22 protein-coding genes and 3 pseudogenes are annotated in these 26,867 nt (G+C 60.5%); 16 read left to right on the top strand and 9 right to left on the bottom strand.

The features are described 5' to 3' along the window. Nucleotides 1–9 precede the first annotated feature (9 nt). Nucleotides 10–2,420 (bottom strand): annotated as a pseudogene (locus JFV26_RS04745) (penicillin acylase family protein). Between the two features lie 104 nt (nt 2,421–2,524). Beyond that, on the bottom strand, nt 2,525–3,103 hold the full coding sequence (locus tag JFV26_RS04740; protein ID WP_201190181.1) for a DUF6436 domain-containing protein: 579 nt from the start codon (nt 3,101–3,103) through the stop codon (nt 2,525–2,527). Nucleotides 3,104–3,199: 96 nt separating this feature from the next. Here JFV26_RS04740 and JFV26_RS04735 point away from each other — a divergent pair, with 96 nt between their 5' ends. Further along, nucleotides 3,200–4,147 (top strand): alpha/beta hydrolase, encoded by a 948-nt coding sequence (locus JFV26_RS04735; protein WP_201190179.1) that lies wholly within the window; start codon nt 3,200–3,202, stop codon nt 4,145–4,147. Nucleotides 4,148–4,253: 106 nt separating this feature from the next. On the opposite strand, the pseudogene JFV26_RS04730 reads toward JFV26_RS04735, so the two are convergent. Next, nucleotides 4,254–5,005, bottom strand: a pseudogene (locus JFV26_RS04730) (DUF2059 domain-containing protein). Between the two features lie 108 nt (nt 5,006–5,113). On the opposite strand from JFV26_RS04730, the gene JFV26_RS04725 reads away from it, so the two are divergent. Then, nucleotides 5,114–5,746, top strand: coding sequence for a 2OG-Fe(II) oxygenase (locus tag JFV26_RS04725; protein ID WP_201190177.1), 633 nt, complete (start codon nt 5,114–5,116; stop codon nt 5,744–5,746). A gap of 2 nt (nt 5,747–5,748) precedes the next feature. After that, nucleotides 5,749–6,234, top strand: a complete 486-nt coding sequence (locus tag JFV26_RS04720) for a DUF523 domain-containing protein (RefSeq protein WP_201190175.1) — start codon at nt 5,749–5,751, stop codon at nt 6,232–6,234. A 143-nt stretch (nt 6,235–6,377) separates the two neighbouring features. On the opposite strand, the gene JFV26_RS04715 is transcribed toward JFV26_RS04720, so the two are convergent. Next, nucleotides 6,378–6,965, bottom strand: coding sequence for a transporter substrate-binding domain-containing protein (locus JFV26_RS04715; protein WP_201190173.1), 588 nt, complete (start codon nt 6,963–6,965; stop codon nt 6,378–6,380). Between the two features lie 135 nt (nt 6,966–7,100). On the opposite strand from JFV26_RS04715, the gene JFV26_RS04710 reads away from it, so the two are divergent. Continuing rightward, the gene (locus tag JFV26_RS04710; protein ID WP_201190170.1) at nt 7,101–7,526 is read left to right on the top strand and encodes a DUF4399 domain-containing protein; all 426 of its coding nucleotides are present in this window, start codon (nt 7,101–7,103) and stop codon (nt 7,524–7,526) included. A 62-nt stretch (nt 7,527–7,588) separates the two neighbouring features. Here the strand turns inward: JFV26_RS04710 and serA are convergent. Further along, nucleotides 7,589–8,817: pseudogene (serA, locus tag JFV26_RS04705) on the bottom strand (phosphoglycerate dehydrogenase). 361 nt (nt 8,818–9,178) lie between these two features. On the opposite strand from serA, the gene JFV26_RS04700 reads away from it, so the two are divergent. The 4 genes from JFV26_RS04700 (at nt 9,179) to JFV26_RS04685 (ending at nt 13,587) form a co-directional block, all read left to right on the top strand. Then, nucleotides 9,179–10,573, top strand: a complete 1,395-nt coding sequence (locus JFV26_RS04700; protein WP_201190168.1) for an FAD-binding oxidoreductase — start codon at nt 9,179–9,181, stop codon at nt 10,571–10,573. Nucleotides 10,574–10,611: 38 nt separating this feature from the next. Continuing rightward, on the top strand, nt 10,612–11,277 hold the full coding sequence (locus tag JFV26_RS04695; RefSeq protein ID WP_201190166.1) for a fumarylacetoacetate hydrolase family protein: 666 nt from the start codon (nt 10,612–10,614) through the stop codon (nt 11,275–11,277). Between the two features lie 252 nt (nt 11,278–11,529). Next, the gene (locus tag JFV26_RS04690; RefSeq protein ID WP_201190164.1) at nt 11,530–12,459 is read left to right on the top strand and encodes an SdiA-regulated domain-containing protein; all 930 of its coding nucleotides are present in this window, start codon (nt 11,530–11,532) and stop codon (nt 12,457–12,459) included. Nucleotides 12,460–12,663: 204 nt separating this feature from the next. Next, the gene (locus JFV26_RS04685; protein ID WP_201190162.1) at nt 12,664–13,587 is read left to right on the top strand and encodes an SdiA-regulated domain-containing protein; all 924 of its coding nucleotides are present in this window, start codon (nt 12,664–12,666) and stop codon (nt 13,585–13,587) included. Nucleotides 13,588–13,678: 91 nt separating this feature from the next. Here JFV26_RS04685 and rpiA read toward each other — a convergent pair whose 3' ends face one another. Further along, nucleotides 13,679–14,350, bottom strand: coding sequence for a ribose-5-phosphate isomerase RpiA (rpiA, locus tag JFV26_RS04680; RefSeq protein ID WP_201190161.1), 672 nt, complete (start codon nt 14,348–14,350; stop codon nt 13,679–13,681). Nucleotides 14,351–14,609: 259 nt separating this feature from the next. Between rpiA and ilvA the strand changes: the two genes are divergently transcribed. Further along, a complete protein-coding gene (ilvA, locus tag JFV26_RS04675; RefSeq protein ID WP_201190159.1) occupies nt 14,610–16,124 on the top strand; it encodes a threonine ammonia-lyase, biosynthetic in 1,515 nt (504 codons plus the stop codon). A gap of 39 nt (nt 16,125–16,163) precedes the next feature. Next, nucleotides 16,164–16,589, top strand: a complete 426-nt coding sequence (locus JFV26_RS04670; protein ID WP_201190156.1) for a DUF2269 family protein — start codon at nt 16,164–16,166, stop codon at nt 16,587–16,589. Nucleotides 16,590–16,673: 84 nt separating this feature from the next. On the opposite strand, the gene JFV26_RS04665 is transcribed toward JFV26_RS04670, so the two are convergent. After that, nucleotides 16,674–17,330 carry a histidinol-phosphatase gene (locus JFV26_RS04665; RefSeq protein WP_201190155.1) on the bottom strand — a complete coding sequence of 219 codons (657 nt, stop codon included), beginning with the start codon at nt 17,328–17,330 and terminating at the stop codon, nt 16,674–16,676. A gap of 143 nt (nt 17,331–17,473) precedes the next feature. Here JFV26_RS04665 and JFV26_RS04660 point away from each other — a divergent pair, with 143 nt between their 5' ends. Together JFV26_RS04660 and ptsP are read left to right on the top strand one after the other, a co-directional pair. Next, nucleotides 17,474–17,953 carry an RNA pyrophosphohydrolase gene (locus JFV26_RS04660; RefSeq protein ID WP_007945562.1) on the top strand — a complete coding sequence of 160 codons (480 nt, stop codon included), beginning with the start codon at nt 17,474–17,476 and terminating at the stop codon, nt 17,951–17,953. A gap of 22 nt (nt 17,954–17,975) precedes the next feature. Continuing rightward, nucleotides 17,976–20,255, top strand: coding sequence for a phosphoenolpyruvate--protein phosphotransferase (gene ptsP / locus JFV26_RS04655; RefSeq protein ID WP_201190153.1), 2,280 nt, complete (start codon nt 17,976–17,978; stop codon nt 20,253–20,255). Nucleotides 20,256–20,360: 105 nt separating this feature from the next. On the opposite strand, the gene JFV26_RS04650 is transcribed toward ptsP, so the two are convergent. Continuing rightward, the gene (locus tag JFV26_RS04650) at nt 20,361–21,107 is read right to left on the bottom strand and encodes an NRDE family protein (RefSeq protein ID WP_201190151.1); all 747 of its coding nucleotides are present in this window, start codon (nt 21,105–21,107) and stop codon (nt 20,361–20,363) included. Between the two features lie 136 nt (nt 21,108–21,243). On the opposite strand from JFV26_RS04650, the gene JFV26_RS04645 reads away from it, so the two are divergent. The 3 genes from JFV26_RS04645 (at nt 21,244) to JFV26_RS04635 (ending at nt 23,959) form a co-directional block, all read left to right on the top strand. Continuing rightward, complete coding sequence (locus JFV26_RS04645) at nt 21,244–22,026, top strand: TSUP family transporter (RefSeq protein WP_201190144.1); 783 nt, start codon at nt 21,244–21,246, stop codon at nt 22,024–22,026. 83 nt (nt 22,027–22,109) lie between these two features. After that, the gene (gene lgt / locus JFV26_RS04640) at nt 22,110–22,925 is read left to right on the top strand and encodes a prolipoprotein diacylglyceryl transferase (protein WP_201190142.1); all 816 of its coding nucleotides are present in this window, start codon (nt 22,110–22,112) and stop codon (nt 22,923–22,925) included. A gap of 62 nt (nt 22,926–22,987) precedes the next feature. Continuing rightward, nucleotides 22,988–23,959 carry a thymidylate synthase gene (locus JFV26_RS04635; RefSeq protein ID WP_201190140.1) on the top strand — a complete coding sequence of 324 codons (972 nt, stop codon included), beginning with the start codon at nt 22,988–22,990 and terminating at the stop codon, nt 23,957–23,959. Between the two features lie 80 nt (nt 23,960–24,039). On the opposite strand, the gene cadR is transcribed toward JFV26_RS04635, so the two are convergent. Continuing rightward, the gene (gene cadR, locus JFV26_RS04630; protein ID WP_201190138.1) at nt 24,040–24,489 is read right to left on the bottom strand and encodes a Cd(II)/Pb(II)-responsive transcriptional regulator; all 450 of its coding nucleotides are present in this window, start codon (nt 24,487–24,489) and stop codon (nt 24,040–24,042) included. Between the two features lie 85 nt (nt 24,490–24,574). Here cadR and JFV26_RS04625 point away from each other — a divergent pair, with 85 nt between their 5' ends. After that, a complete protein-coding gene (locus JFV26_RS04625; RefSeq protein ID WP_201190131.1) occupies nt 24,575–26,857 on the top strand; it encodes a heavy metal translocating P-type ATPase in 2,283 nt (760 codons plus the stop codon). Nucleotides 26,858–26,867: the final 10 nt, after the last annotated feature.

The raw sequence follows: 26,867 nt of genomic DNA, 5'->3' as shown, positions 1-26,867 counted from the left end.
AATACAGAACTATTGCGCAGCCCGTGCCGGCAACAGCTTCAACGTACTGCGAGTATTGGCCGTCACTTCTTCATCACTGAAATGCGCCTGCAAGTACATGCCTTCGATATACGCCTCCGCCTGGTCGTCATAGTGGCTGTCAAACGGCACGCCGCTCTGGCCGACCGGGTTGATGGTCAGGCTGTGGGCCGGGTCGGCGAAGTCGATCAGCCGCCGGGTCGACGGGCCGTAAGCCACCGGCCATGGCGCCGGGCCGATCTTGGCCGAGAGGTTGTTCGGTACTTCGTGGCTGCCGGGGGCGGCAAACGGGCCAACGTTGAAAATCCGCTCCAAAGGCTTCTGTATCCCCAGCGGATGACCGTGAGTCAGCGTGTGCGCCTTGCCCCACTGCCACTGGGTGAAATCAGTACCCAGCGTGGTCTTGAGGTGCGCAATGCTCGCCTGCCACGCGACTTTGACCGTGTCGGCGCGGGTTTCCTTGGCCGGAGTGTTGCGGTTGTCCCACCACGGCGAATCCGGGCTGGCGGCCAGGCGCGGTAATGCCGCGTCGATCACCCGGTCGAGAGCAGCGTTTCAAAGAAGTCGTTGCCCAACTCATCGCGCATCGTCGCGTCGGCCAGGTTGTAGAGGAACTGGTTGAACACCGTCGCGTTGATTGAGTCCAGCGGGTAATCGCCGGGCCACTGGGCCAGTTGCTCCACCAGTTTCAGCTCGGCCGGGTCAGTGACCACTTCACGCAATACCGGCAGCAACGGCGCCAGCAAGCGCGGACCGTAGCCGGTGGTGGTGCCCAGTTGCAGCTTCTGGTTGGCGTCGTTGTCCCACTTCACGTTTTTGTCGCTGAGTTGGCGATTGAGCTGCTGACCACGATCCGCCAGGTTGTAGTAACCGGGGATCTCCATGCCGGTGGACGAAACCGGCTGGAAGTTGGCCGAGACGATGTAGCCCCGCGCCGGGTTCTCTTCCTGGGGGTTGGCGCTGAACGGGTAGAAGCCATCCTTGTCCGCCTGATTGGTGCTGCCGTCGAGGATGAAACCGGGCTTCACCCCGGCCGGGCGCTTGGGCAGCAGGGCCGAGGCCCACCAGCCGATATCACCCTTGGCGTTGGCGTAAACGATGTTCAGCCCCGGCGCCTGAACCTTGGCCGCTGCGGCGCGGGCCTTGGCCAGGGTGTCAGCGCGGTTGAGCTGATAGAAACCTTCCAGGATCGGGTTCGGGGTTTCGAGGAACGCCCACCACATCGCGACCGGCGTCTTGCCGGCGGCGGTGCCGAGCACGTCGTTGATGATCGGGCCGTGGGGCGACTGACGCAGGGTCAGGGTGACCGGCGCCTGGCCCTTCACGGCGATCTGCTGCTCGGTGCTGAGCATGTCCATCCATTTGCCGCGATACCAGACCTGGTTCGGATTGTCCGGGTTGACCTTCTCGGCGATCAGGTCCAGGTCGTCGTTCTGGAACATGGTCAGGCTCCAGCCGAAATCCAGGTTGTGCCCCAGGAACGCGAACGGCACCAGCGCCTGATGGTGGCCGTAGAGCTCGAAACCCGGCGCCGAGAGTTGCGCCTCGTACCACACCGACGGCACCGAAAAGCGAATGTGCGGGTCACCGGCCAGCAGCGGCTTGCCACTTTTGCTGCGGCTACCGGAAATGACCCAGGCGTTGCTGCCTTCGAACTGCGGCAGGCCGTTGTCGGTCATTGCCTGTTCGCTCAGGCGGGCGAGGGCATTCAAGTCTTTCCAGTCGCTGGCGGCCAACGCCGGGCCGGGCTTGGCGCGAGTCTTGGCCAGCACGCCTTTGGGCTGCCAGTCGAGGTCGAAGATGTTCAGGTAGTCAGGGCCGAGCTGATCACGCACGTAGGTCAGCAACGGCTCGGTGCGAAACGCGGCGGCAAAGCTGTAGGCCATGTAGCCGGCGACGCTGATGCTGTCTTCGGCGGTGAAGGTGCGCTTGTGGATCCCCAGTACGTCGAACTCGGCGGGCGCAGCGTGGCTGTCCTGATATTGGTTGATGCCGTCCAGGTAGGCTTGCAGGGCCTTCCACGCCGGTGACTGACGATCCAGCGCGGCCACATAACTCTCGGCACGCTCGCGGATGCGCAGGCTGCGGAACAGTTTGTCGGTGTCGACCAGTTTCGGGCCGAGGACTTCCGCCAGCTCGCCACGGGCCAGCCGGCGCATGATTTCCATCTGGAACAAGCGGTCCTGGGCGTGCACGTAGCCGAGGGCGCGGTAGAGGTCGGTTTCGTTCTCGGCGCGAATATGCGGCACGCCGCGCTCGTCGTAGCGCACGGTCACCGAACCATGCAGGTGTTGCAGCTCCACCTGGCCTTGGCGCGTCGGCTGCTTGCTGTAGATGTAGCCGCCCACGCCGATGGCGAGCGCGATGATCAGCAAGGCAAGTACGGTCAGGACGCGTTTCATGGTGACTCCTTGTTCTTCTTCGGTTGCCGCCCGTGTGGGCTGCAAACATGTAGCACAGACTTTCTGTGCCGGGCACCTGCCGTCCTTGAATAGTCCGGAATGCCTTACTTCACTTCCACCGCCCACGGGCAGTAGCAACCCACCGCCAGCGTGTGCGTAGCATTCACCGTGCGGCCGTCGTTCAGCGCTTGCAGGATTGGTTCAATAAAGCTGTTGCTCGAGTTGCAGGTCAGGCCTTCGCTGTACGGGCCGAAATAGGCGAGCTTGCCGGCGCGGTCCCAGATCGCCACCGCCGGGCTGGCGGGGATCTGCTCGGAGCCGGGCAGTACAGTGATGGTTTTCAGGCTGCTCAAGGTACTGGGCAACTGACCGTGGCTGCCGGGTTTTTGTACCGAGTAAAACTCGACGCCCTGCGCTGCATAGCGCTCAACCAGTTCGGTGAGGTGCTGTTGATTGCCAACGTTGCACGGGCAGGCCGGGTCCCAGAAATGTACGAGGCGGATGGCGCCGGGGCCGGCGAGGTTGTCGGGCAGGCGCAATGGGTCGCCGGAAAACACCGCCGTGTGCTCGCTGAACGCCCGCAGGTAGCGACCTTGAAACCAGTCGTACGCCGCCCACAACACGCCCGCACACACGAGGGCGAGCAGGCTGGCAAGCAGTGTGGTGCGGTAGGCCGGGCGCATGGGTTTCAATCCTCGAAGGTCGGCTAGCTTGCCATGCTTGCCGCGACAGATGAATATCGCAGGCCCATAAAGTCTGTTTCACGTTCTGGAATAACCATGCCTGCCACTTTCGACCCCGATCATTTACGCGCCAGCCTGCGGCCATTGGCCCAGTGGCAGCCGTTGTCGACGGAGGGCCAGGCCTATCAGGCGTTTTATGGGCTGGATTTTCCCGGACGTACGCTGCGCAAGGGGCTCGGTCGTTTCGCGGTCGATGGTTACGAGGTCGCCAGCCAGGTCTGGTGGCCGGAGCGGGCGAAGGCGACGTTGTTCCTGTTTCACGGCTTCTACGATCACACCGGGCTCTATCGGCATGTGATCGAGTGGGCGCTCGATCAGGGGTTTGCGGTGATCGCCTGCGATTTGCCGGGGCATGGCCTGTCCAGCGGCGAGCGCGCGAGCATCAAGGATTTCGCCGAGTATCAGGACACCCTGCAAGGCTTGTTCACCGAAGCGCAGTCGCTGGATTTGCCGCAGCCGTGGCACCTGTGCGGGCAGAGCACTGGCGGGGCGATCGTGATTGATCATGTGCTGAACCAAGGTGCGAACAGTCCGGCTCAGGGGCAGTTGATTTTGCTGTCGCCGCTGGTACGACCGCGAGCCTGGGGTTGGTCGCAGTTGAGTTATTACCTGCTCAAGCCCTTCGTCAAAGGCATTGCCCGGCGCTTCAGCGAGAATTCCAATGACCCGGCGTTCTTGCCGTTCCTGTTAGCCGACCCATTGCAGCCGCTGCGTTTGCCGACGGCCTGGGTCGGCGCGCTGGGGCGCTGGATCAAGCGTATCGAGGCGTCGGCGAACAGCCCACGACGGCCGCTGATCGTGCAGGGGCAGGCGGACATGACGGTGGATTGGGAGCACAACCTTGAGGTGTTGAAGGCCAAGTTTGATCGGCCGCAGGTGTTGATGCTGCCTGATGCGCGGCATCATCTGGCGAACGAGACGCCGGCGTTGCGGGAGGAGTATTTCGGGTTTTTGACGAAGCGGATCAAGGGGCGGAATCTCTAACGAGCGTGGCGGCCCCATCGCGGGCAAGCCTTGCTCCTACAGGGGGATGCATTCCAAATGTAGGAGCAAAGCTTGCTCGCGATAGCGATTGATCAGGTACTGAAGATTACTGGCCAAGGTTCGAGGTACTTTGCCCCACCGCCAACCCCGCGCGTATCGCCGCCAGCGCCGCCTGGTAATACGCCTTGCCCTCAGCCGACTCGGCAAACGTGGCGAATTCTTCCAGTTCGTCATCCGACAAGTCGCGATAAACGTAGAGCAGCGTGTTGTTGAGGTCGGTGCCAATCTGATCCATCAAGCGCTGGCGCTGACCATTCAACATCCCTGGCGCCTGACCGCCACCGAGCAAGCCGGGGATCATTGAACTCAAACTGTCGGCCGCGATGCCGGCAATCGCCAAGGTGACTTCGGCACCGGCTTCGCGCGCGGGCAGGGCTTGGGCGAGATGGCCGATGATCAGCAGACGGGTGTCGCTGGCCTCGATCTTGGGCAAACCCTTGGCGTTTTTCGCCAGTTGATCGCGCCGGGTCGCCAGCAACTCGGCCGCGACGATTTTCTTGCCCAGCGGAGTCTGGAAGAACGTCAGGGCCGGTTTCGGGTCAGCGAGGGTCTTGCGCAGTTGTGCTTCGGCGCGCTGGTCCATGGCCTGGGGGCGAAGCGCTGGTTGCTGTTATTCACCAATGCCTGAAACACCGCTGGCGGCAGGCTGTTCTGGTAGCGCTGCTGAGCGGCCGAGAGGGCGTCGTTGAAATGCGCGCGTTGGTCTGGCCAACCGGCGACCTTGTACAACTGGTCGTGGCCGTCTGCCCAAGCGGGCAAAACACAGAACATCAACAGTGAAAAAAGCAAACGGCGCATAGGGACTCCTGTCAGCAGGCGACTATTCTCCGTGCGGTACAAGAACTTGTCGAGAATTCGTATCAGCCCGCTGCGCGGCTCTGTCGGATTTGCAGGCACAGGAATACTATGCGCACCATGCAAATACCCTCTGATCACCCGCTGCTGTTACGTATCGTCGACGACCTGGCCGAACGGGGTTGGTCGCGGCAGAATATTTTCCTGCCTCTGGGTCTGACCCGGGAACTGGCGGCTGAGTGCCGTAAACGTGCGGCCGAGGGTGAGCTGGCGCCGGCGGCGGTAGGCCGTGGGCCGAGTTCAGAGATTCGCGAAGGCATTCGCGGCGACCACATTCAGTGGCTTGAACCCGGCGAAACCGTGGCCTGCGACAGCTACCTGAGCTTGATGGACAGCCTGCGCGAGGCGATGAATCGCGGGTTGTTCCTCGGCCTTGAAGATTTCGAAAGCCACTTTGCCCTGTACCCGCCCGGTGCGTTCTACCTCAAGCATGTGGACCGTTTTCGCGATGACGACCGGCGCATGGTCTCGGCGGTGATCTACCTCAATGATGGCTGGCTGCCCGAACATGGCGGCGAGCTGCGCATGTACCTGGAGGGCGGCGTCGAACACAACGTCGTGCCTACCGGTGGCTGCCTGGTGGTGTTCCTGTCGGGCGAAGTGCCCCACGAAGTCCTGCCTGCGACCCGGGAACGCCTGTCGTTGACGGGCTGGTTCCGCCGTCGCGGCAACGAGCCGTTCTGATCATGCAAAAGATTCTGGTGAGTCGCTGCCTGCTGGGCCATCGCGTGCGTTATGACGGCGGGGCCAGCGGGCCGTTCGATTTGCTGGACCAATGGATAGCCGAAGGGCGAATCGTACCGTTGTGCCCGGAAGTGGCCGGCGGGTTGCCGACGCCAAGGGCTGCGGCGGAAATTCCGGGCGGGCAGGGTGGTGAGGTGCTGGATGGCCATGCGCAGGTGATCACTACCGCGGGTGAGGATGTCAGCGCGGAGTTTCTTTCGGGGGCTTATCAGGCGTTGGAGCTGGTGCAAAAGCACGGCATTCGCATCGCCGTTTTGAAGGCTAACAGCCCGTCTTGCGGGAATTTTCTGACCTATGACGGTAGTTTCAGTGGGGTGAAGATCAGTGGCGAAGGGGTGACGGCGGCGTTGCTCAAGCGCCATGGGGTTCAAGTGTTCAGTGAACTGGAATTGCCGCAGGCCGCCGCTGCATTAATCGCGCAAAACTGACGACTTACACAAAACCCCTGTGGGAGCGGGCTTGCTCGCGAAAGCGGTGGATCAGTCAGCAATCATCATTGAATGACACACCGCATTCGCGAGCAAGCCCGCTCCCACATTGGATCTCCAGCACTTGATCTATTGCGGGTTGATCAAGGTTTCGGCTCTACGCTGGTATCCGCCCCAAACCACTTCTGCGTCAACGCCTCCAACCGACCATCCGCCTTGATCCGCTGCAACGCATTGTCGAAGCTGGCGTGGAACGCCGGGTTTCCTTTCTGGAACGGAATCACCAGGCTCACTGGCTGGCTCGCCTTCGGCGCCTCTTCTTTCAACGACTGCACCAGCAGCATCGAGCGTGGCGCTTCTTCCTTGTGCGTGATCAATTGCGCATCCGTGTGGCTGTAAGGTTCGCTATAGTCGAAACGATCCTTCAGATCCGCGGTCTCTGCTATGTGGTTAATGGCGACGTCGTACTTGCCGGTTTCAACGCCTGGCAGCAGATCGTCGGACTCAGTGACAACGAAGTCGGCCCGCACATCGAGTTCATTGGCCAGCAACTGACCCAGCTCGACTTCAAACCCGGTGAGTTTGCCGTCGTCCTTGAAATTGAATGGCGGTGTATTGGCTTCCAGGGCAATGCGCAATTCGCCACGGTCGTTAACGTCATCAATCAGTTCGGCATGAGCCAGAGGGCTCAAAAGGGGTAGCAGGCAGATCAGGCCAGGCAAAAAACGCATGGTCACTCCTTTGAATTCATTATCGCGTCGCTCTGGTTCAGGCGCGCTTTGCTATGGTTATCAAGGTCCTTCGACAACGAATAGCCGTGAAGTTGTCACGGCCAAGCGGATTTTACGGAAAAACTGGAGAAGAGAATGCAAACATTCATGTCACGTGCTGCTTTGGCGGCCCTTTTGCTGGGGGCTTCGATGATGGCCAGCGCGGCTACCCCGGCCCCGCAAGGTGCTGCAGTGAACATCGGCTCGCCAACAAGCGGCGAATCTGTTGGCAAGACTTTCAAGGTCAAGTTTGAAGTAAAAGGTATTGCTCTGGCTCCGGCGGGCGACAGCACCGCGAACACCGGCCACCACCACCTGCTGATCGACGCCAAGGAAATCGTTCCTGCCGGTTCGGTGATCCCGGTAGACGCCAATCATGTGCACTTCGGTAAGGCTCAGACTGAAACCGAGGTGACATTGACCCCAGGCCAGCACACGTTGCAGCTCGAACTGGGCGACAAGAACCACATGGCTTTCGATCCGCCAATCGTCTCGGAAAAGATCACCGTGACGGTGAAATAATTTTTCTGCCGGTATGAAAAAGGGAACCCGAGGGTTCCCTTTTTTTGTCGCTCAAATCGCTATCAGAACAACACGCGGCAACGAATGGTGCCGTTGATGTGCTGCAGTTTCTCTTGGGCGATTTCCGAGTAGTCGGCGTCTACGTCGATAACCACGTAGCCGACTTTCTCGTTGGTCTGCAGGAACTGACCGGAGATGTTGATACCGTTTTCGGCGAAGACCTTGTTGATCTCGCTCATCACCCCGGGATGTTCTGGTGGATGTGCAGCAGGCGGTGCTTGCCAGGGTGAGCCGGCAGGGCCACTTCCGGGAAGTTCACCGACGATACGGACGTACCGTTGTCGCTGTACTTGACCAGTTTTTCTGCCACTTCCAGGCCGATGTTGGCTTGCGCTTCAGCGGTGGAACCACCGATGTGCGGGGTCAGGATCACGTTGTCCAGGCCACGCAGCGGGCTCTCGAACTCTTCGTCGTTGGAGCGAGGCTCCACCGGGAATACGTCGATGGCCGCGCCGATCAGGTGCTTGTCCTTGATCGCGTCCGCCAGGGCGTCCAGTTCGACCACGGTGCCGCGAGCGGCGTTGATCAGGATGCCGCCCTTCTTGATGGCGCGGATTTCCTTCTCGCCGATCATCCACTGGGTGGCTGCGGTTTCCGGAACGTGCAGGGTGACGATGTCGGACATGCCCAGCAGATCGGTCAGCTTGCCGACCTGAGTGGCGTTGCCCAATGGCAGCTTGGTCACGGTGTCGTAGAAGTACACCTGCATGCCCAGGCCTTCCGCCAGGACCGACAGTTGCGTACCGATCGAGCCGTAACCGACGATGCCGAGCTTCTTGCCACGGATCTCGAAGGAGTTGGCCGCGCTCTTGATCCAGCCGCCACGGTGGCAGGAAGCGTTCTTCTCAGGGATGCCGCGCAGCAACAGGATCGCTTCGGCCAGCACCAGCTCGGCAACGGAGCGAGTGTTGGAGTACGGCGCGTTGAACACCGCGATACCGCGTTCGCGGGCAGCGTTCAGGTCAACCTGGTTGGTGCCGATGCAGAAACACCCTACAGCCACGAGCTTCTTCGCGTGATCGAAGATCTCTTCGGTCAGTTGAGTGCGAGAGCGAATGCCGATGAAATGCGCATCAGCGATCTTTTCCTTCAACTGGGCTTCCGGCAGAGAACCTGTAAGGTACTCGATGCTGGTGTAGCCAGCCGACTTGAGAACGTCGACAGCCGATTGGTGGACGCCTTCGAGAAGAAGGAACTTGATCTTGCTCTTATCGAGAGAAGTCTTGCTCATCTGCGTAAACCTGTATCCCGGAGAAAAATGGCAGGAAGTAGTCAAAGTGCCCTGCCTTGCACGTACGTTCCTTTTTGACGGCGTCTGTTGCCGTCATGCTGCGTTGCCGCTCCTCGCCATAGCGGGCTATGACTCGTCGCGGCGCCTTGCATGACGACAACTGCCACTCGTCAAAGAGGAACGTACGTGTAAGGCAGGGCACTGGATGCTGACCCGGACGGCAACAATGCCGTCACCGCAGAATAGCCTTTGGGCACTACCCTGCGGGGTCGGTATGCTAGCATACGCACCCCGCTAAACACTCATTCCTGCGACGTGAAGCGTTCTCAGGATGACCATGAATTGTTCGAGAGTTCTGTCGATGACCAATCCTGCCCTGATTGAAGAGCTGAAGACCCTGGTTGAGCCTGGCAAGGTCCTGACCGACGCCGACTCCCTGAATGCTTATGGTAAGGATTGGACCAAGCATTTCGCCCCGGCCCCCACCGCCATCGTGTTTCCCAAGACCACCGAGCAGGTCCAGGCGATTGTCCGTTGGGCCAATGAGCACAAGGTCGCGCTGGTGCCGTCCGGCGGTCGCACCGGGCTGTCTGCCGCTGCCGTGGCGGCCAATGGCGAGGTGGTCGTCTCGTTCGACTACATGAACCAGATCCTCGACGTGAACCTCACTGACCGTACGGCCGTTTGTCAGCCGGGTGTGGTCACCGAACAGTTGCAGAACAGGGCCGAAGAGCACGGGTTGTACTACCCGGTGGACTTCGCCTCGGCAGGTTCGAGCCAGATTGGCGGCAATATCGGCACCAATGCCGGCGGGATCAAGGTGATTCGCTATGGCATGACCCGCAACTGGGTGGCCGGCATGAAAGTCGTCACCGGCAAGGGCGATCTGCTGGAGCTGAACCGCGACCTGATCAAGAACGCTACCGGCTACGACCTGCGCCAGCTGTTCATCGGCGCCGAAGGCACCCTCGGCTTTGTGGTTGAAGCGACCATGCGTCTGGACCGTGCGCCGAAAAACCTCACCGCGATGGTCCTCGGCACCACCGATTTCGACTCGATCATGCCGGTACTGCATGCGTTCCAGAGCAAACTGGACCTGACCGCGTTCGAATTCTTCTCCGACAAGGCCCTGGCCAAGGTCATGGGCCGCGGCGATGTGCCGGCACCGTTCGAAACCGATTGCCCGTTCTACGCGCTGCTGGAATTCGAAGCGACCACCGAAGAAGTGGCCAACCATGCCCTGGAAACTTTCGAGCACTGCGTCGAGCAGGGCTGGGTGCTGGACGGCGTGATGAGCCAGAGCGAAACCCAGTTGCAGAACCTCTGGAAACTGCGCGAATACATCTCCGAAACGATCTCCCACTGGACGCCGTACAAGAACGATATTTCGGTCACCGTATCGAAAGTCCCGGCGTTCCTGAAGGAAATCGACGCGATCGTCGGCGAACATTACCCGGACTTCGAAATTGTCTGGTTCGGCCACATCGGCGACGGCAACCTGCACTTGAACATTCTCAAGCCGGATAACCTGAGCAAGGACGAGTTCTTCGCCAAGTGCGCTACGGTGAACAAGTGGGTATTTGAAACCGTCGAGAAGTACAACGGTTCGATTTCCGCTGAGCACGGCGTGGGCATGACCAAGCGTGACTACTTGACCTACAGCCGTTCCCCGGTTGAGATCGAGTACATGAAAGCCGTCAAGGCGGTGTTCGACCCGAACGGCATCATGAACCCGGGCAAGATCTTCGCGGTGTGATCCGCGAGTTTTAAGAATCCACGAGGCAGGAGGCGGTAATGAGCTATCAGCACCAGTATGTCGACGGTACGCGTATTCACTTCCCGCTCGGGAAAGTGGTGTGCATCGGCCGCAACTACGCCGAACACGCCAAGGAACTGGACAATCCGGTGCCTACCGAGCCGTTGCTGTTCATCAAGCCGGGCAGTTGCGTGGTAGCGCTGGAAGGCGGTTTTGCCATTCCGACCGAGCGTGGCTCGGTGCACTACGAAGCAGAAATCGCGGTGTTGATCGGCAAGCCGCTGTCGACCAAGCCGAGCCGTGAAGAAGTGCTCGACGCGATCTCCGGTTTCGCTCCGGCCCTGGACCTGACCCTGCGGGACAAACAGGCCGAGCTGAAATCCAAGGGCTTGCCGTGGGAAATCGCCAAGTCCTTCGACGGCGCGGCAGTGATTGCCCCGTTCGTGTCCGCCGGCACCTTTGCCGACCTGACCGATATCGGCATCCGCCTGACCATCAACGGTGAGGTTCGCCAGGATGGCAACAGCAAGGACATGCTCAACCCGATCGTGCCGATGATCCAGTACATGGCCGGCTGCTTCTCGCTGCAGGCCGGTGATGTGATTCTGACCGGTACGCCGGTGGGTGTTGGCCCGCTGAATGTGGGTGACGACCTGGTGCTGGAATTGGCAGGTGCAAGCAGCTTCACCAGCAGCGTCCGCTAGTCGAAACATCGCTGAACCCTGTGGGAGTGAGCCTGCTCGCGATAGCGGTCTGTCATTCAACATCATTGTTGGATGTTCTGGCCTCATCGCGAGCAGGCTCGCTCCACATTGGTTTTGTGATTGCCCGTACAGGGCTTTGCGGCCATTTCCCGTTTTTTCACCTCCTGTCTGGATAATTCCGCGGCTCCTGGCGTCTGAGCCTGCCCGTTTGTGCTATTACCTTTAGTCTGAATTTCTGGAACGCATCCCCTGATGGCAACGCAACCGCTCCCGCCCCTGAAAACCTCTCGTCGTCCACGATTCCTCATGCGCTGGTATTACTGGCTGTTGCTGGCTGCGGCGGCGGGCTATGGCCTGGCGTTCGCGATGCATTGGGACAACCGCGCTGTGCATTGGGTCAAGGAGAGCTTCGAAAGCCCGGCCGAACGCCAGCAAAGTGTCTGGCTGCCGGATTACCGGGCGGTGATCGACGCCAAGCTGCTGCCGGGCATGGAAAAGGACGAAGCTTCGGACCTGTCCTACGACCCCCAGACAAAAACCCTGTTTTCGGTCATGGGCAAGAACCCGTTCCTGGTCGAGTTGACGTTGCAAGGCGACGTGCTGCGCAAGATGCCGCTGGTGGGTTGGGTCAATCCGGAAGGCGTGACGGTGATGGGCAACGGTCTGCTGGCCATCACCGATGAGCGAGAGCACATGCTGTCCATCATCAAGGTCGACGCCACTACCCGCGAACTCAATCGCGACAACTTCCCGAAATACGATCTGGGCCCGTCAAAAGACCAGAACAAGGCCTTCGAAGCCGTCGCCTGGGACCCGCGCAATCACCAGCTTTTGCTGGGTGAAGAGCGCCCGCCGGCACTGTTCCGCTGGAAGAGCGATGGCAGCCAGACCCTCAAGGGCGACAAAGAGAAACTGATCAATAACGATCTGGACATCCGCAACCTGTCGGCCCTGGCCATCGACCCGCGCACCGGTCACCCCCTGGTGCTGTCCGCCGACTCGCACCTGCTGCTGGAGCTGGACGAGAAGGGCGATCAGGTCAGCTTCATGACCCTGCTGGGCGGTTTCAACGGCTTGAAGAAAACCATCCCCCGCGCCGAGGGCGTGGCCATGGACGAAGCGGGCACGCTGTACATGGTCAGCGAGCCGAACCTGTTCTATCGCTTCGAAAAACAAAAATAGCAGCATTCCCCCGCGTAGGAGCTGCCGAAGGCTGCGATCTTTTGATCTTTGGGTGAGGCGGGACTGGCGAAGATCAAGATCAAAAGATCGCAGCCTTCGGCAGCTCCTACGCTGGCGGTTGTGGTTCAAGGCCACTGGCCATTAAGCTTGAATTCAGACGGTCGTGGTATTTCATCCGACCGCCCTGTTTCCGAGCTTGCCTGAATGCGTCGACTTGCCCGCCCCAAACCCCTGATTTTGATCCTGTCGGTGATTGCGCTGAGCGTGCTCGTCGCGGTGGGCCAGTACTTGCGTCTGTTCGAGCGTGCCTGGTTCAACCTTCAGACGGTCTGGCTGCCGGAAAATGCCCGGTCGATTGGCCTTGATCAGTATCAAGTCATGGTTGAGGCGCACGTCATTGACGGGTTGAACGACGACGTCTCGGCGCTGACCTTCGATCCTGTGCGCAAAAGCCTGTTCACCGTGACCAACAAAAACGCCGAGCTGATCGAGCTGTCGCTGGACGGCAAGATCCTGCGGCGGGTGGCGCTGATCGGCTTCGGTGACCCGGAGGCGGTGGAGTTCATCAGTGCCGACACCTACGTGGTGACCGATGAACGCCAGCAGCGGCTGATCAAGATTCATCTGGAGAAGGACACGACGTTCCTCGATGCCGCGGACGCCGAGCAAATGACCCTTGGCGTGCACATGAGCGGCAACAAGGGCTTTGAAGGGTTGGCGTATGACTCGGTGGGCAAGCGGCTGTTTGTCGCCAAGGAGCGCGACCCGATGCTGATCTACGAAGTGCAGGGCTTCCCGCATTACAATCCGGAGAAATCCTACGCCGTGCACGTGGTCAACAACCCCAAACGCGATGCGGGGATGTTTGTGCGAGACCTGTCGAGCCTGCAATACGACGAGCGCAGCGGCCACTTGATGGCGCTGTCCGATGAGTCGCGGCTGATTCTGGAATTGGATATCGACGGTCGGCCGTTGAGCACGATGTCATTGAGCAAGGGGCGTCAGGGCCTGAAAAAGACTGTGCCGCAGGCGGAAGGGATGGCGATGGACGACGACGGCACCTTGTACCTCGTCAGCGAACCCAACCTGTTCTACACCTTCAAAAAACCGGCTTTGAGGAAGTTGTAGGAGCAAAGCTTGCTCGCGATGAACGATAACGTGATGCGTCAGATACACCGCCATCGCGAGCAAGCTTAGCTCCTACAGAGGCATGGAGTCCTCAGGCTTTTAGGGTTTTCACGCCATCACTGGTGCCCAACAACAGCAAATCCGCTGGACGCGCCGCAAACAAACCGTTGGTGACCACGCCGACGATCGCATTGATCTGCATCTCCAGCTCCACTGGATTAGTGATCTGCATGTTGAACACGTCGAGGATGATGTTGCCGTTGTCGGTCAGCACGCCTTCACGGTAAACCGGGTCGCCGCCCAGTTTCACCAGCTCGCGGGCCACGTGGCTGCGGGCCATCGGGATCACTTCCACCGGCAGCGGGAATGCGCCGAGTACCGGCACCAGTTTGCTGCCATCGGCGATGCAGATGAAGGTCTTGGCCACGGCCGCAACGATCTTCTCGCGGGTCAGCGCGGCGCCGCCGCCCTTGATCAGGTTCAGGTGTTCGTCGCTTTCGTCGGCGCCGTCGACGTAGAACTCCAGGTCGCTGACGGTGTTCAGCTCATACACCGGAATACCGTGGCCCTTGAGGCGGGCGGCGGTGGCTTCGGAACTGGCGACGGCGCCATCGAAAGCGCCCTTGTGCTTGGCCAGTGCATCAATGAAGCAGTTGGCGGTGGAGCCGGTGCCGACACCGACGACGCTCTTGTCGTCGAGTTTCGGAAGGATGAAGTCGACGGCGGCCTGAGCCACTGCCTGTTTGAGTTGATCCTGGGTCATGCGGGCTCCGAAGCGGGCAAGGAGAGAACGGAAAGGCCGGCATTATAGGCTTCGGGGCGGGGAAGGTCATTGCCCGATTGGCAGGTCAAAGATCGCAGCCTTCGGCAGCTCCTACAGAATGATCGCGTGTCCCTGTAGGAGCTGCCGAAGGCTGCGATCTTTTCCGACAGACCTAAAACCACCTGTTTAGTGTGGTCGCTCAGGTAAAAGCCGGGTTAGACTCCTTGGCCCTGCCCAACCCGCTCAGTGATGCTTTCCGATGCTCGAACAGTACGTCAAGAAGATCCTCACCTCGCGCGTTTATGACGTTGCCGTAGAAACCCCATTGCAGACTGCTCGCCAGCTCTCCGAGCGGCTGGGCAATAATATTTGGCTCAAGCGCGAAGACTTGCAGCCGGTGTTCTCGTTCAAGATTCGCGGCGCTTACAACAAGCTGACCCAGTTGAGCGATGAAGAGCGCGCGCGCGGCGTGGTCACTGCTTCGGCGGGCAATCATGCGCAAGGCCTGGCCCTGGCGGCCAAGGTGTTGGGCGTGAAAGCGACCATCGTCATGCCCAAGACCACCCCCGAGATCAAAGTCGAAGGCGTGCGCTCGCGTGGCGGCAAAGTGGTGCTGCACGGTGATTCATTCCCGGAAGCCCTGGCCTACTCGCTGAAACTGGTCGACGAAAAAGGCTACGTCTACATCCACCCGTACGACGATCCCCACACCATTGCCGGGCAGGGCACGGTGGCCATGGAGATTCTGCGTCAGCACCTGGGGCGTCTGGATGCGATTTTCGTCCCGGTGGGCGGCGGCGGCCTGATCGCCGGTATCGCGGCCTACGTGAAATACCTGCGCCCGGAAATCAAGATCATCGGCGTCGAGCCGGACGATTCCAACTGCCTGCAAGCTGCGATGGCCGCTGGCGAGCGGGTGATCCTGCCGACTGTGGGCATCTTCGCCGATGGCGTTGCAGTGGCCCAGATCGGCCAGCACACCTTCGATATCTGCAAAGACTATGTCGATGATGTGATCACCGTCAGCACTGACGAGATCTGCGCGGCGATCAAGGATATCTACGACGATACCCGCTCGATCACCGAGCCTGCGGGCGCGCTGGGTGTCGCCGGGATCAAGAAGTACGTCGAGCTGAATGGCGTTACCGGGCACACCTTTGTGGCCATCGACTCCGGCGCCAACGTCAACTTCGACCGCCTGCGCCACGTTGCCGAGCGCGCCGAGCTCGGCGAAGGTCGCGAAGCCATCATCGCCGTGACCATCCCCGAGAAACCGGGCAGCTTCAAGGCGTTCTGCGAGGCCATCGGCAAGCGCCAGATCACCGAATTCAACTACCGCTACAACACCGGCAGCGAAGCGCACATCTTCGTTGGCGTGCAGACGCACCCGGAAACCGACCCGCGCAGTGCGTTGATCGCCAGCCTGAGCGAGCAGGGTTTCCCTGTACTCGACCTGACCGACAACGAACTGGCCAAGTTGCACATCCGCCACATGGTCGGTGGTCGTGCGGCCCATGTGGTCGATGAAGTGATTCTGCGCTTCGAGTTCCCGGAACGTCCGGGAGCGCTGTTCAACTTCCTCAACAAACTGGGCGGGCGCTGGAATATTTCGATGTTCCACTACCGCAACCACGGCGCGGCCGACGGTCGTGTGGTCGCCGGCCTGCAAGTGCCCCACGATGAGCGTCATCTGGTGCCTGCAGCGCTGGAAGAAATCGGTTACCCATACTGGGACGAAAGCGACAACCCGGCCTATAAGCTGTTTCTCGGCTGAGCGGCTACGCTGATGGGCACGTCATAAGGAAATAGAACAATGGAAACGTTAACCGCCCTGAAAATGGCGCATATGGTGGCAACGGTGTTGCTGCTGGCCAGTGCCTTGGGTCTGGCGATCCGGGTCTGGCTGGCGCGGCGCAAGGGGGACGCAACGGCGGGAAGTCGCACGTTGCAGCGGCCTTGGGTGTTTGTTTGGCTGCTGATGGGCCTGGCGTTGCTGAGCATGCCGTTCACGGGCTGGTGGATGGTGCATCTGGTGGGCTGGCCGCTGGGGCAGACGTGGATTCTGGCGTCGAGCGTGCTCTACACCGTGGCGGCGCTGGCGTGGTTCTGGCTGCTGGTGCGCCTCAACAAACTGCGCAAGGCGCCGGGTGGCGTGGGTAAATTTACCTTTGCCTTGGCGCTGTTCAGTTTTGTCTGTTTTATCGCAATTGCGGGGTTGATGGGCGCCAAGCCGGTTTAACCAGAAAAGATCGCAGCCTTCGGCAGCTCCTACAGGGTTTTGCGTACACCCGTAGGAGCTGCCGAAGGCTGCGATCTTTGATTTTCAATCGCGCAACGACATCACCGGCCAACCACGCTTCTCGGCCTCGGCCCGCAGATTCGGATCCGGATCGACCGCAACCGGATTCGCCACCTGCTCCAGCAACGGCAGATCATTCATCGAGTCGCTGTAGAAATAGCTGTCTTCTAGCGAATGCCCGGTCTCTTCCAGCCAGCGATTCAACCGCGTCACCTTGCCCTCACGGAAGCACGGAATGTCGGTGCTGCGCCCGCTATAACGGCCATCGACCATTTCGCATTCAGTGGCGATCAGGGTTTCGACGCCCAGACGCTGGGCAATCGGCCCGGTGACGAAGCGGTTGGTGGCGGTGATGATCACCAGTTTGTCGCCGGCTTCGCGGTGTTGGGCCAGCAGTTTGATGGCCTTGGGCAACATGATCGGTTCGATGCAGTCGCGCATGTAGTCCGAATGCCACTGATCCAGCGTCGCCATTTCGGTGCGGCCGAGGATTTCCAGGCAAAAGTTCAGGTACTCGGCGTTATCCAGCTTGCCGGCCAGGTAATCCTGGTAGAACTCGTCGTTGCGTGCCTTGTACGTCACGGCATCGAGAAAGCCGCGTTCGCACAGGTAATCGCCCCAGGCATGGTCACTGTCGCCGCCCAAAAGGGTGTTGTCCAAGTCGAATAAAGCCAGCCGCATTGCAGTTACTCGCTGAAAAGTCTGTAGAAAGGCCCCCAGAATACGTACTTTTCACAAGAGTGCACATAAGGTGGGCCGGCTCGTTGCTGCCTTCACAACCTTTGTGGAACAATGCGGCGACATGCGTTTGCGAGGTTGTTGCCGTGATCGACCCCGATGGTTTCCGCCCCAATGTCGGGATCATTCTCACGAATGATGCCGGCCAGGTGCTATGGGCTCGCCGTATCAATCAAGATGCCTGGCAGTTTCCACAGGGTGGGATCAACCCCCAGGAGACGCCGGAAGACGCCTTGTACCGCGAGTTGAACGAAGAAGTGGGTCTGGAGCGCGAAGATGTTGAAATTCTCGCCTGCACCCGGGGCTGGTTGCGCTATCGTTTGCCGCAACGTCTGGTCCGTACCCACAGCCAACCGCTGTGCATCGGCCAGAAACAGAAGTGGTTTCTCCTGCGCCTGATCTCCAACGAGCAGCGGGTGCGGATGGATTTGACCGGTAAACCGGAATTCGATGGCTGGCGCTGGGTCAGCTATTGGTATCCGTTGGGCCAGGTGGTGACATTCAAGCGCGAGGTGTATCGACGCGCTCTCAAAGAGCTTGCCCCGCGCCTTTTAACGCGCGACTGACGACGGAGTTCGACCCCGAGCCATGCTCAATACGCTGCGCAAGATCGTCCAGGAAGTTAACTCCGCCAAGGATCTCAAGGCGGCGTTGGGGATTATTGTGTTGCGCGTCAAAGAGGCCATGGGCAGCCAGGTCTGCTCGGTCTACCTGCTTGATCCAGAGACCAACCGCTTCGTGCTGATGGCCACCGAGGGCTTGAACAAGCGCTCGATCGGCAAAGTCAGCATGGCACCCAACGAAGGTCTGGTTGGTCTGGTCGGCACGCGTGAAGAACCCCTGAACCTCGAAAACGCCGCGGATCACCCGCGCTACCGTTACTTCGCCGAGACCGGTGAAGAACGCTACGCCTCATTCCTCGGGGCGCCGATCATTCACCACCGTCGCGTTGTCGGCGTGCTGGTCATTCAGCAAAAAGAACGCCGCCAGTTCGATGAAGGTGAAGAAGCCTTCCTCGTGACCATGAGCGCGCAACTGGCGGGCGTTATCGCCCACGCCGAGGCCACCGGGTCGATCCGTGGCCTGGGCCGCCAGGGCAAAGGTATCCAGGAAGCCAAGTTCGTCGGCGTGCCGGGTTCGCCGGGTGCGGCGGTCGGTACGGCAGTAGTCATGCTGCCGCCCGCCGATCTGGACGTGGTGCCGGACAAGACCATCACCGACATCGACGCCGAGCTCGGGCTGTTCAAGACCGCCATCGAAGGCGTGCGCGCCGACATGCGTGCCTTGTCCGCCAAGCTCGCGACCCAGTTGCGCCCGGAAGAGCGCGCGCTGTTCGACGTCTACCTGATGATGCTCGACGATGCCTCGCTGGGCAGCGAAATCACCACCGTGATCAAGACCGGCCAGTGGGCCCAGGGCGCGTTGCGTCAGGTGGTCACCGAGCACGTCAACCGTTTCGAATTGATGGACGACGCCTATCTGCGTGAGCGCGCCTCGGACGTCAAGGACCTCGGTCGCCGTCTGCTCGCCTACTTGCAGGAAGAGCGCCAGCAGACCCTGGTCTACCCCGACAACACCATTCTGATCAGCGAAGAACTGACGCCGGCGATGCTCGGCGAGGTGCCGGAAGGCAAGCTGGTCGGTCTGGTCTCGGTACTTGGTTCCGGTAACTCCCACGTCGCGATCCTGGCCCGTGCCATGGGCATCCCGACGGTGATGGGCCTGGTCGACCTGCCGTACGCCAAGGTCGACGGCATCCAGATGATCGTCGACGGCTACCACGGCGAGGTCTACACCAACCCGAGCGATTTGCTGCGCAAGCAGTTCGCCGAAGTGGTCGAGGAAGAAAAACAACTGTCCCTCGGGCTTGATGCGCTGCGCGACTTGCCGTGCGTGACCCTCGATGGCCATCGCATGCCGCTGTGGGTCAACACCGGCCTGCTGGCGGACGTGGCGCGGGCGCAGAAGCGTGGCGCTGAAGGCGTGGGCCTGTACCGCACCGAAGTGCCGTTCATGATCAACCAGCGCTTCCCGAGCGAAAAAGAGCAACTGGCGATCTATCGCGAGCAGCTCGCCGCGTTCCACCCGCAACCAGTGACCATGCGCAGCCTGGACATCGGCGGCGACAAGTCGCTGTCGTACTTCCCGATCAAGGAAGACAACCCGTTCCTCGGCTGGCGCGGGATTCGCGTCACCCTCGACCATCCGGAAATCTTCCTGGTCCAGACCCGCGCGATGCTCAAGGCCAGCGAAGGCTTGAACAACCTGCGGATTCTGCTGCCGATGATCTCCGGTATTCATGAGCTGGAAGAAGCCCTGCACCTGATTCACCGGGCCTGGGGCGAAGTCCGAGACGAAGGCACCGACGTGCCGATGCCGCCGATTGGCGTGATGATCGAGATTCCGGCGGCGGTGTACCAGACCAAGGAACTGGCGCGGATGGTGGACTTCCTGTCGGTTGGCTCCAACGACCTGACCCAATACCTGCTGGCGGTGGACCGGAACAACCCGCGAGTGGCCGACCTCTACGACTACCTGCATCCGGCAGTGCTGCAAGCCTTGCAGAACGTGGTGCGTGACGCCCATGCCGAAGGCAAGCCGGTGAGTATCTGCGGCGAAATGGCCGGCGACCCGGCGGCAGCGGTGTTGTTGATGGCGATGGGCTTCGACAGCCTGTCGATGAACGCCACCAACTTGCCGAAGGTGAAGTGGATGCTGCGCCAGATCAACCTGAGCAAGGCCAAGGAATTGCTGGCTGAGTTGATGACCATCGACAACCCGCAAGTGATTCACAGCTCGCTGCAACTGGCGCTGAAGAACCTTGGGTTGGCGCGGATGATAAATCCGGCTTCGGTCAAGACCCTCTAAACCTGCTGCGGCCTCTTCGCGAGCAAGCCCGCTCCCACATTTGAAATGCATTCCAAATGTGGGAGCGGGCTTGCTCGCGAAGGCGTCCGCCCAGATAACACCAATCTAAATCGTCAACTCCACTTCCCCCAAATGCCCGCCATACGGCCCAAAACTGCGCTCCACCATCACCCGCGACCCATCCGCCTGAACAATCAACGCCGTACTCGCCCGTGTCCCATACGTCGGGCTGGCAATAAACACACTCGACAACAACGTCTCGGTGGCCAAGCCCACCCCGGTATCCGGCAGCTGCGCAAACGGCGCCGTCTGCGAATCACTCAAAATCGCCAACAACGCCTCGGGCCGCGGATCGTCCAGCACTTCACTCAACGCAGCCTTGGCCTTGAGCACCTTCGGCCACGGCGTATCCAGCCCGGCATTCGACAATCCATAAACCCCAGGCGCGAGCATCACCGCCGCGGTTTCCCGCGCATTGAAGTACCACAGCTCGTTGGTATTGCCGATCAGCAGGTTAAACCCGGCATATTCCAGCGAACGTCCGACAACGTCGCTCAAATAGTGATCAATCGACAGGTCTCCGCTGAGAAACTCCGCGACCAGCTCACCCCGTGACTTGCGCGACGGAGGTTGATGCGGATCGCGGATATTCGTCAGCGCGGCAAAGCGCCCGTTGGCCCCCACACCGAGCCAGGTACCGCCCGCTTCCAGGTCCCGGCCGGCATGCACGTGGGGCGCATGCGGCCACTGGGCCAGGGGCGAGGTAGGCCGGGCATAGAATTCGTCGCGGTTGGCCGCCACGATCAGCGGCTGGGCGTGGCCGGGCCGCCAGGCAAAGACAATCAGGCACATAAGGTGGTCCTTGTGTGTTTTTTGCTCACTCTACGCAGACATCGCCCGTCGATCCATCGGCTTGCGTAGTAGAGCTCGAGGCCATGCATCCGTTACCATGCCGCACCTGTTTTTGGGGATGTGTGAGGATACGGTCGTGGAATTTCTGCTCTACCTGGCGCTCGGCGCCTGTGCGGGCGTGCTGGCCGGGCTGTTCGGGGTAGGTGGCGGGATCATCATCGTCCCGGTGCTGGTGTTCAGTTTCAAACTGCAAGGCTTCGATCCGTCGATCCTTACGCACCTGGCCATCGGCACTTCACTGGCTACGATCATCTTTACCTCGGTCAATGCGGTTCGCGAGCATCACCGCCGTGGCGCCGTGCGCTGGCCGATTTTTGCCTGGATGACCGTCGGCATTCTCATCGGCGCCGGTTTCGGCGCGTTGACCGCTGAAGCGATCTCCGGCCCGAATTTGCAGAAGATCATCGGCGTATTCGCCTTGATCGTCGCCGCTCAGCTCGCCCTGGACTTCAAACCCAAGGCCAGCCGAACGGTGCCGGGTAAAGTCGGTCTGACCGTGGCCGGTAGCGTGATTGGCTGGGCATCGGCGATTTTCGGGATTGGCGGTGGTTCGTTGACCGTGCCGTTCCTGACCTGGCGCAGCGTGTCGATGCAACAGGCGGTGGCCACATCGTCGGCCTGCGGGCTGCCGATTGCCCTGGCAAGTGCATTAAGTTTCATGATTCTGGGCTGGCACGATCCGTTGTTGCCGGCCCATAGTCTCGGTTTTATTTATTTACCGGCGTTGCTGGGGATTGCCCTGACCAGCATGTTCTTTGCCCGCTTCGGTGCGCGACTGGCTCACAATTTGTCGCCGCGCTTGCTCAAAAGACTATTCGCCGCTTTGCTGTTCTGCGTCGGGCTGAATTTCCTGCTCTGACGCCCATCGCAATCCTGGCTTAATCCTGAGGTGGCAGCGTCCCCTGGGAATTTTGAAGGTTTCAACTCTAACGAGGAGTCGCAATGCTGCCTTACCCGCAGATCGACCCGGTGGCCCTGGCCATCGGTCCGCTGAAAATCCACTGGTACGGTCTGATGTACCTGATCGGCATCGGCGGCGCCTGGCTGTTGGCGTCCCGTCGGCTGAACCGCTTCGACCCGACCTGGACCAAGGAAAAACTCTCCGACCTGATCTTCTGGTTGTCGATGGGGGTCATTGTCGGTGGCCGTTTGGGCTACGTGCTGTTCTACGACCTGAGCGCTTACCTGGCCAACCCGACGCTGATTTTCGAAGTGTGGAAGGGCGGCATGGCGTTCCACGGCGGGTTTATCGGGGTGATGATCGCGGCCTGGTGGTTCGGTCGCCGCAACGGCAAGTCGTTCTTCCAACTGATGGACTTCGTCGCGCCGATGGTGCCGATTGGTCTGGGCGCCGGGCGTATCGGTAACTTCATCAACGCCGAGTTGTGGGGCAAGCCGACCGATCTGCCATGGGCGATGGTGTTTCCTCCGTTCAGCGATCCGGCGCAACTGCCGCGCCATCCTTCGCAGCTGTACCAGTTCGCACTGGAAGGCGTCGCGCTGTTCCTGATTCTCTGGTTGTTCTCGCGCAAGCCACGGCCAACCATGGCGGTGTCCGGCATGTTCGCCCTGTTCTACGGAATCTTCCGTTTTGTTGTCGAGTTCGTTCGCGTACCTGATGCGCAACTCGGTTACCTGGCGTTCGGTTGGGTGACCATGGGGCAGATTCTGTGCATCCCGATGATCGTCGCCGGTCTATTCCTGATCTGGCTGGCTTATCATCGCGAGCCAAAGACCCCAGTGACTTCGGCCGCTTAAGACGCCGCGCTTTAGATTCGAATCCGCAGCCACGGCTGCGGATTCAAGGACACAGGTAACTCATGAAGCAATATCTCGATCTGGTGGCTCACGTCATCAAGAACGGCACCAAACAGGCCAACCGTACCGGCGTCAACACCATCAGTTTCCCTGGCGCGATGCTGCGTTATGACCTGAAGGAAGGTTTTCCGGCGATCACCACCCGCAAGATGGCCTTCAAATCGGCCATCGGCGAGATGTGCGGTTTCCTGCGCGGGGTGAACAACGCCGCCGAATTCCGGGCACTCGGCTGCAAGGTCTGGGACCAGAACGCCAACGAAAACGCGCAGTGGCTGGCCAACCCATTCCGTCAGGGCGAAGACGACCTCGGCGAGATCTACGGCGTGCAATGGCGCAAATGGCCGGCGTACAAGCAGATCCCGCTCAGCAACCCGGCGGCCATCGAGCAGACCCTGAAGCAAGGCTATCGGCAGATTGCTGAAGGCGAAGAAGACGGTCAGGCCTACGTGGTGCTGTACAAGGCGATCGACCAGATTCGCCAGTGTGTCGACACCATCATCAAAGACCCGGGCAGCCGTCGCATCCTGTTCCACGGCTGGAACGTCGCCCAGCTCGATGAAATGGCCTTGCCGCCATGCCACCTGCTGTACCAGTTCCACCCGAATGTCGAGACCAGGGAGATCTCCCTGACCCTCTACATCCGTTCCAATGATTTGGGCCTGGGCACACCGTTCAACCTCACCGAAGGCGCCGCACTGCTGAGCCTGATCGGGCGCCTGACCGGTTACACGCCGCGCTGGTTCACCTATTTCATCGGTGACGCCCACGTCTACGAAAACCACCTGGACATGCTGAATGAACAGCTCACCCGCGAGCCGTTCCCGATGCCGAAATTGGTGATCAGTGATCGTGTGCCGGAATTTGCCAGGACGGGCGAGTACCAGCCGGAGTGGCTGGAGTTGATCGAACCGGGCGATTTCTCGCTTGAGGGTTATCAGCACCATGCGCCGATGACGGCGCCGATGGCGGTCTAAGCCTTCACCGCGATCCCAATGTAGGAGCTGCCGAAGGCTCGGGCCGCGTTCGGCAGCTCCTACAGGGTTATGCGGTGGTCTTAGTGGCCGTGGCTGCGGCCCACATGGGAGTGCTCCACCTCCGTCGCGACAACCCCGCCACTGACCTCCAGCCGCTGCAAAATCCCGCACTGATCGATATCCGGCCTTTCGCTGCAACGTTGGCGCAGGTCGAGCAGTTGTGTCTGCAAGGCCAGCAAACCGTCGATCCGCGCCTTGACGTGGTGGATGTGTTCGTCGATCAGTGCATTGACGTTTTCGCACTGATCCTGCGGGCTGTCGCGCAGGGTCAACAGGCTGCGGATTTCCTCGAGGGTCATGTCGAGGGTGCGGCAATTGCGGATAAAGGTCAGCCGCTCGGCGTGGGCCTGGGTGTAGACGCGGTAGTTGCCATCGCTGCGGGCCGGCTCCGGGAGCAGGTTTTCGCGCTCGTAATAGCGGATGGTTTCCACTGCGCAATCGGTCAGTTTGGCCAGTTCTCCGATCTTCATCGCGACAATCTCCAAAAGGTTGCTTGACCCTATAGTGGCTACAGGGTCTTTACTTGGCAACAGGCATCTTTATGGACGCAACCCGATGAGCGATTCCCTTCACACCCACAAACCCGAGGCTGGTCACGATCACGATCACGATCACGATCACAGCCACAAGCTGCAGCCTGTGCAGAAGAAGCATGACCATGGCGGTCACGGAGATTCCTGCTGTTCCTCCAAAGTGGCAGCGCCATCGCTGATCAAGCTGAGCGACAAGCCGACCGACGGCGCGCGGCTGAGCAGTTTCCGCATCGACGCGATGGACTGTCCGACCGAACAGACACTGATCCAGAACAAACTGGGCAAGCTGTCGGGTGTGCAGCAACTGGAATTCAACCTGATCAACCGGGTATTGGGCGTGACCCACGACCTGCCGAGCACTGCGCCGATCATCGAGGCGATCAAGTCGCTGGGCATGGTCGCGGAGCCATTGGAACAGGGGGTCGAAGCCCCCGCGCCGGCCGCCGAGAAGAAACACTGGTGGCCGTTGGCGCTGTCCGGCGTCGGTGCGCTGGCGGCTGAAGTGATCCACTTCACCAACGCCGCACCGACCTGGGTGGTGGCGATCATCGCGTTGATCTCGATCCTCAGCGGTGGCCTAACCACTTACAAGAAAGGCTGGATCGCCCTCAAGAACCTCAACCTGAACATCAACGCGCTGATGAGCATCGCGGTGACCGGCGCGGTGTTGATCGGCCAATGGCCGGAAGCGGCGATGGTGATGTTCCTCTTCACCGTGGCCGAGCTGATCGAAGCCAAGTCCCTGGACCGCGCCCGCAACGCCATCGGCGGGCTGATGCAGATGACCCCGGAACAGGCCACGGTGCAGCAGGCTGACGGTAGTTGGGTCGAACAGGAGGTCAAAATCATCGAACTGGGCGCGCGGGTGCGGGTGCGTCCCGGCGAACGCATCGGCCTCGATGGCCAAGTGGTTTCCGGCACTTCAACCATCGATCAGGCACCGATCACCGGTGAAAGCCTGCCGATCGAGAAGACTGTGGGCGATAAAGTCTTTGCCGGCACCATCAACCAGGCGGGTTCGCTGGAATACACCGTGACCGCTGCGGCCAACAACTCGACCCTGGCGCGAATCATTCATGCCGTCGAGCAGGCCCAGGGCGCGCGGGCACCGACCCAGCGTTTCGTCGATCAGTTCTCGAAAATCTACACCCCGGCAGTGTTCATCTTCGCCCTGGCAGTCGCCGTTATTCCACCATTGTTCATGGGCGCGCTGTGGTTCGACTGGATCTACCGGGCACTGGTGTTGCTGGTAGTCGCTTGCCCATGTGCGCTGGTGATTTCCACCCCGGTGACCATCGTCAGCGGCCTCGCGGCAGCGGCGCGAAAAGGGATTCTGGTCAAGGGCGGCGTCTATCTGGAGGGCGGTTACAAGCTCGATTACCTGGCCCTGGACAAGACCGGCACCATCACCCACGGCAAACCGGTACAGACCGATTATCTGTCCCTCGACCCGACCGCCGATGAAACCGCGCCAGCCATTGCGGCGGCGTTGGCGGGCCGTTCCGATCACCCGGTATCGCTGGCTATCGCCAACGCCGCTGTGGATAAACAACTGGCGCCGCGGGTTGTGGATAACTTCGAAGCCTTGGCCGGTCGCGGTGTCCGCGGTGAGATCAATGGCCAGGTCTACCACTTGGGTAACCATCGACTGGTTGAAGAGCTGAACCTCTGCTCGCCAGCGCTGGAAGAAAAACTGTTCGCCCTGGAGAAACAGGGCAAATCGGTGGTGCTGCTGCTCGACAAGTCCGGCCCCTTGGCGCTGTTTGCCGTGGCCGACACGGTGAAAGAGTCCAGCCGCGAAGCGATCCAGCAATTGCATGAGCTGGGCATCAAAACCCTGATGCTCACCGGCGACAACGTCCACACCGCCCAGGCTATCGCCGCGCAAGTCGGCATCGACGAAGCCAAGGGCGACCTGCTGCCGACCGACAAGTTGCAAGCCATCGAAGCGCTTTGTGCGAAGGGTCATAACGTCGGCATGGTCGGCGACGGCATCAACGACGCCCCGGCGCTGGCCCGGGCCGAAATCGGTTTTGCCATGGCGGCGGCTGGCACCGACACGGCCATTGAGACCGCTGATGTCGCCCTGATGGACGACGATCTGCGCAAGATCCCCGCATTCATTCGACTGTCGCGCCAGACCTCCACCATCCTGAAACAGAACATCGCCCTCGCTTTGGTCATCAAGGCTATCTTTCTTGGGGTAACCTTCGCCGGGATCGCCACCATGTGGATGGCGGTGTTCGCTGACATGGGCGTCAGCCTGTTGGTGGTGTTCAACGGTTTGCGCCTGTTGCGCAAGTAAGCGATGAGGA

The sequence above is a fragment of the Pseudomonas sp. TH31 genome (genome assembly GCF_016650815.1).
Classification (GTDB): Bacteria; Pseudomonadota; Gammaproteobacteria; order Pseudomonadales; family Pseudomonadaceae; genus Aquipseudomonas.
Note: the sequence above shows the minus strand (reverse complement) of the source record. Positions and strands in the feature narration are given on the sequence as shown.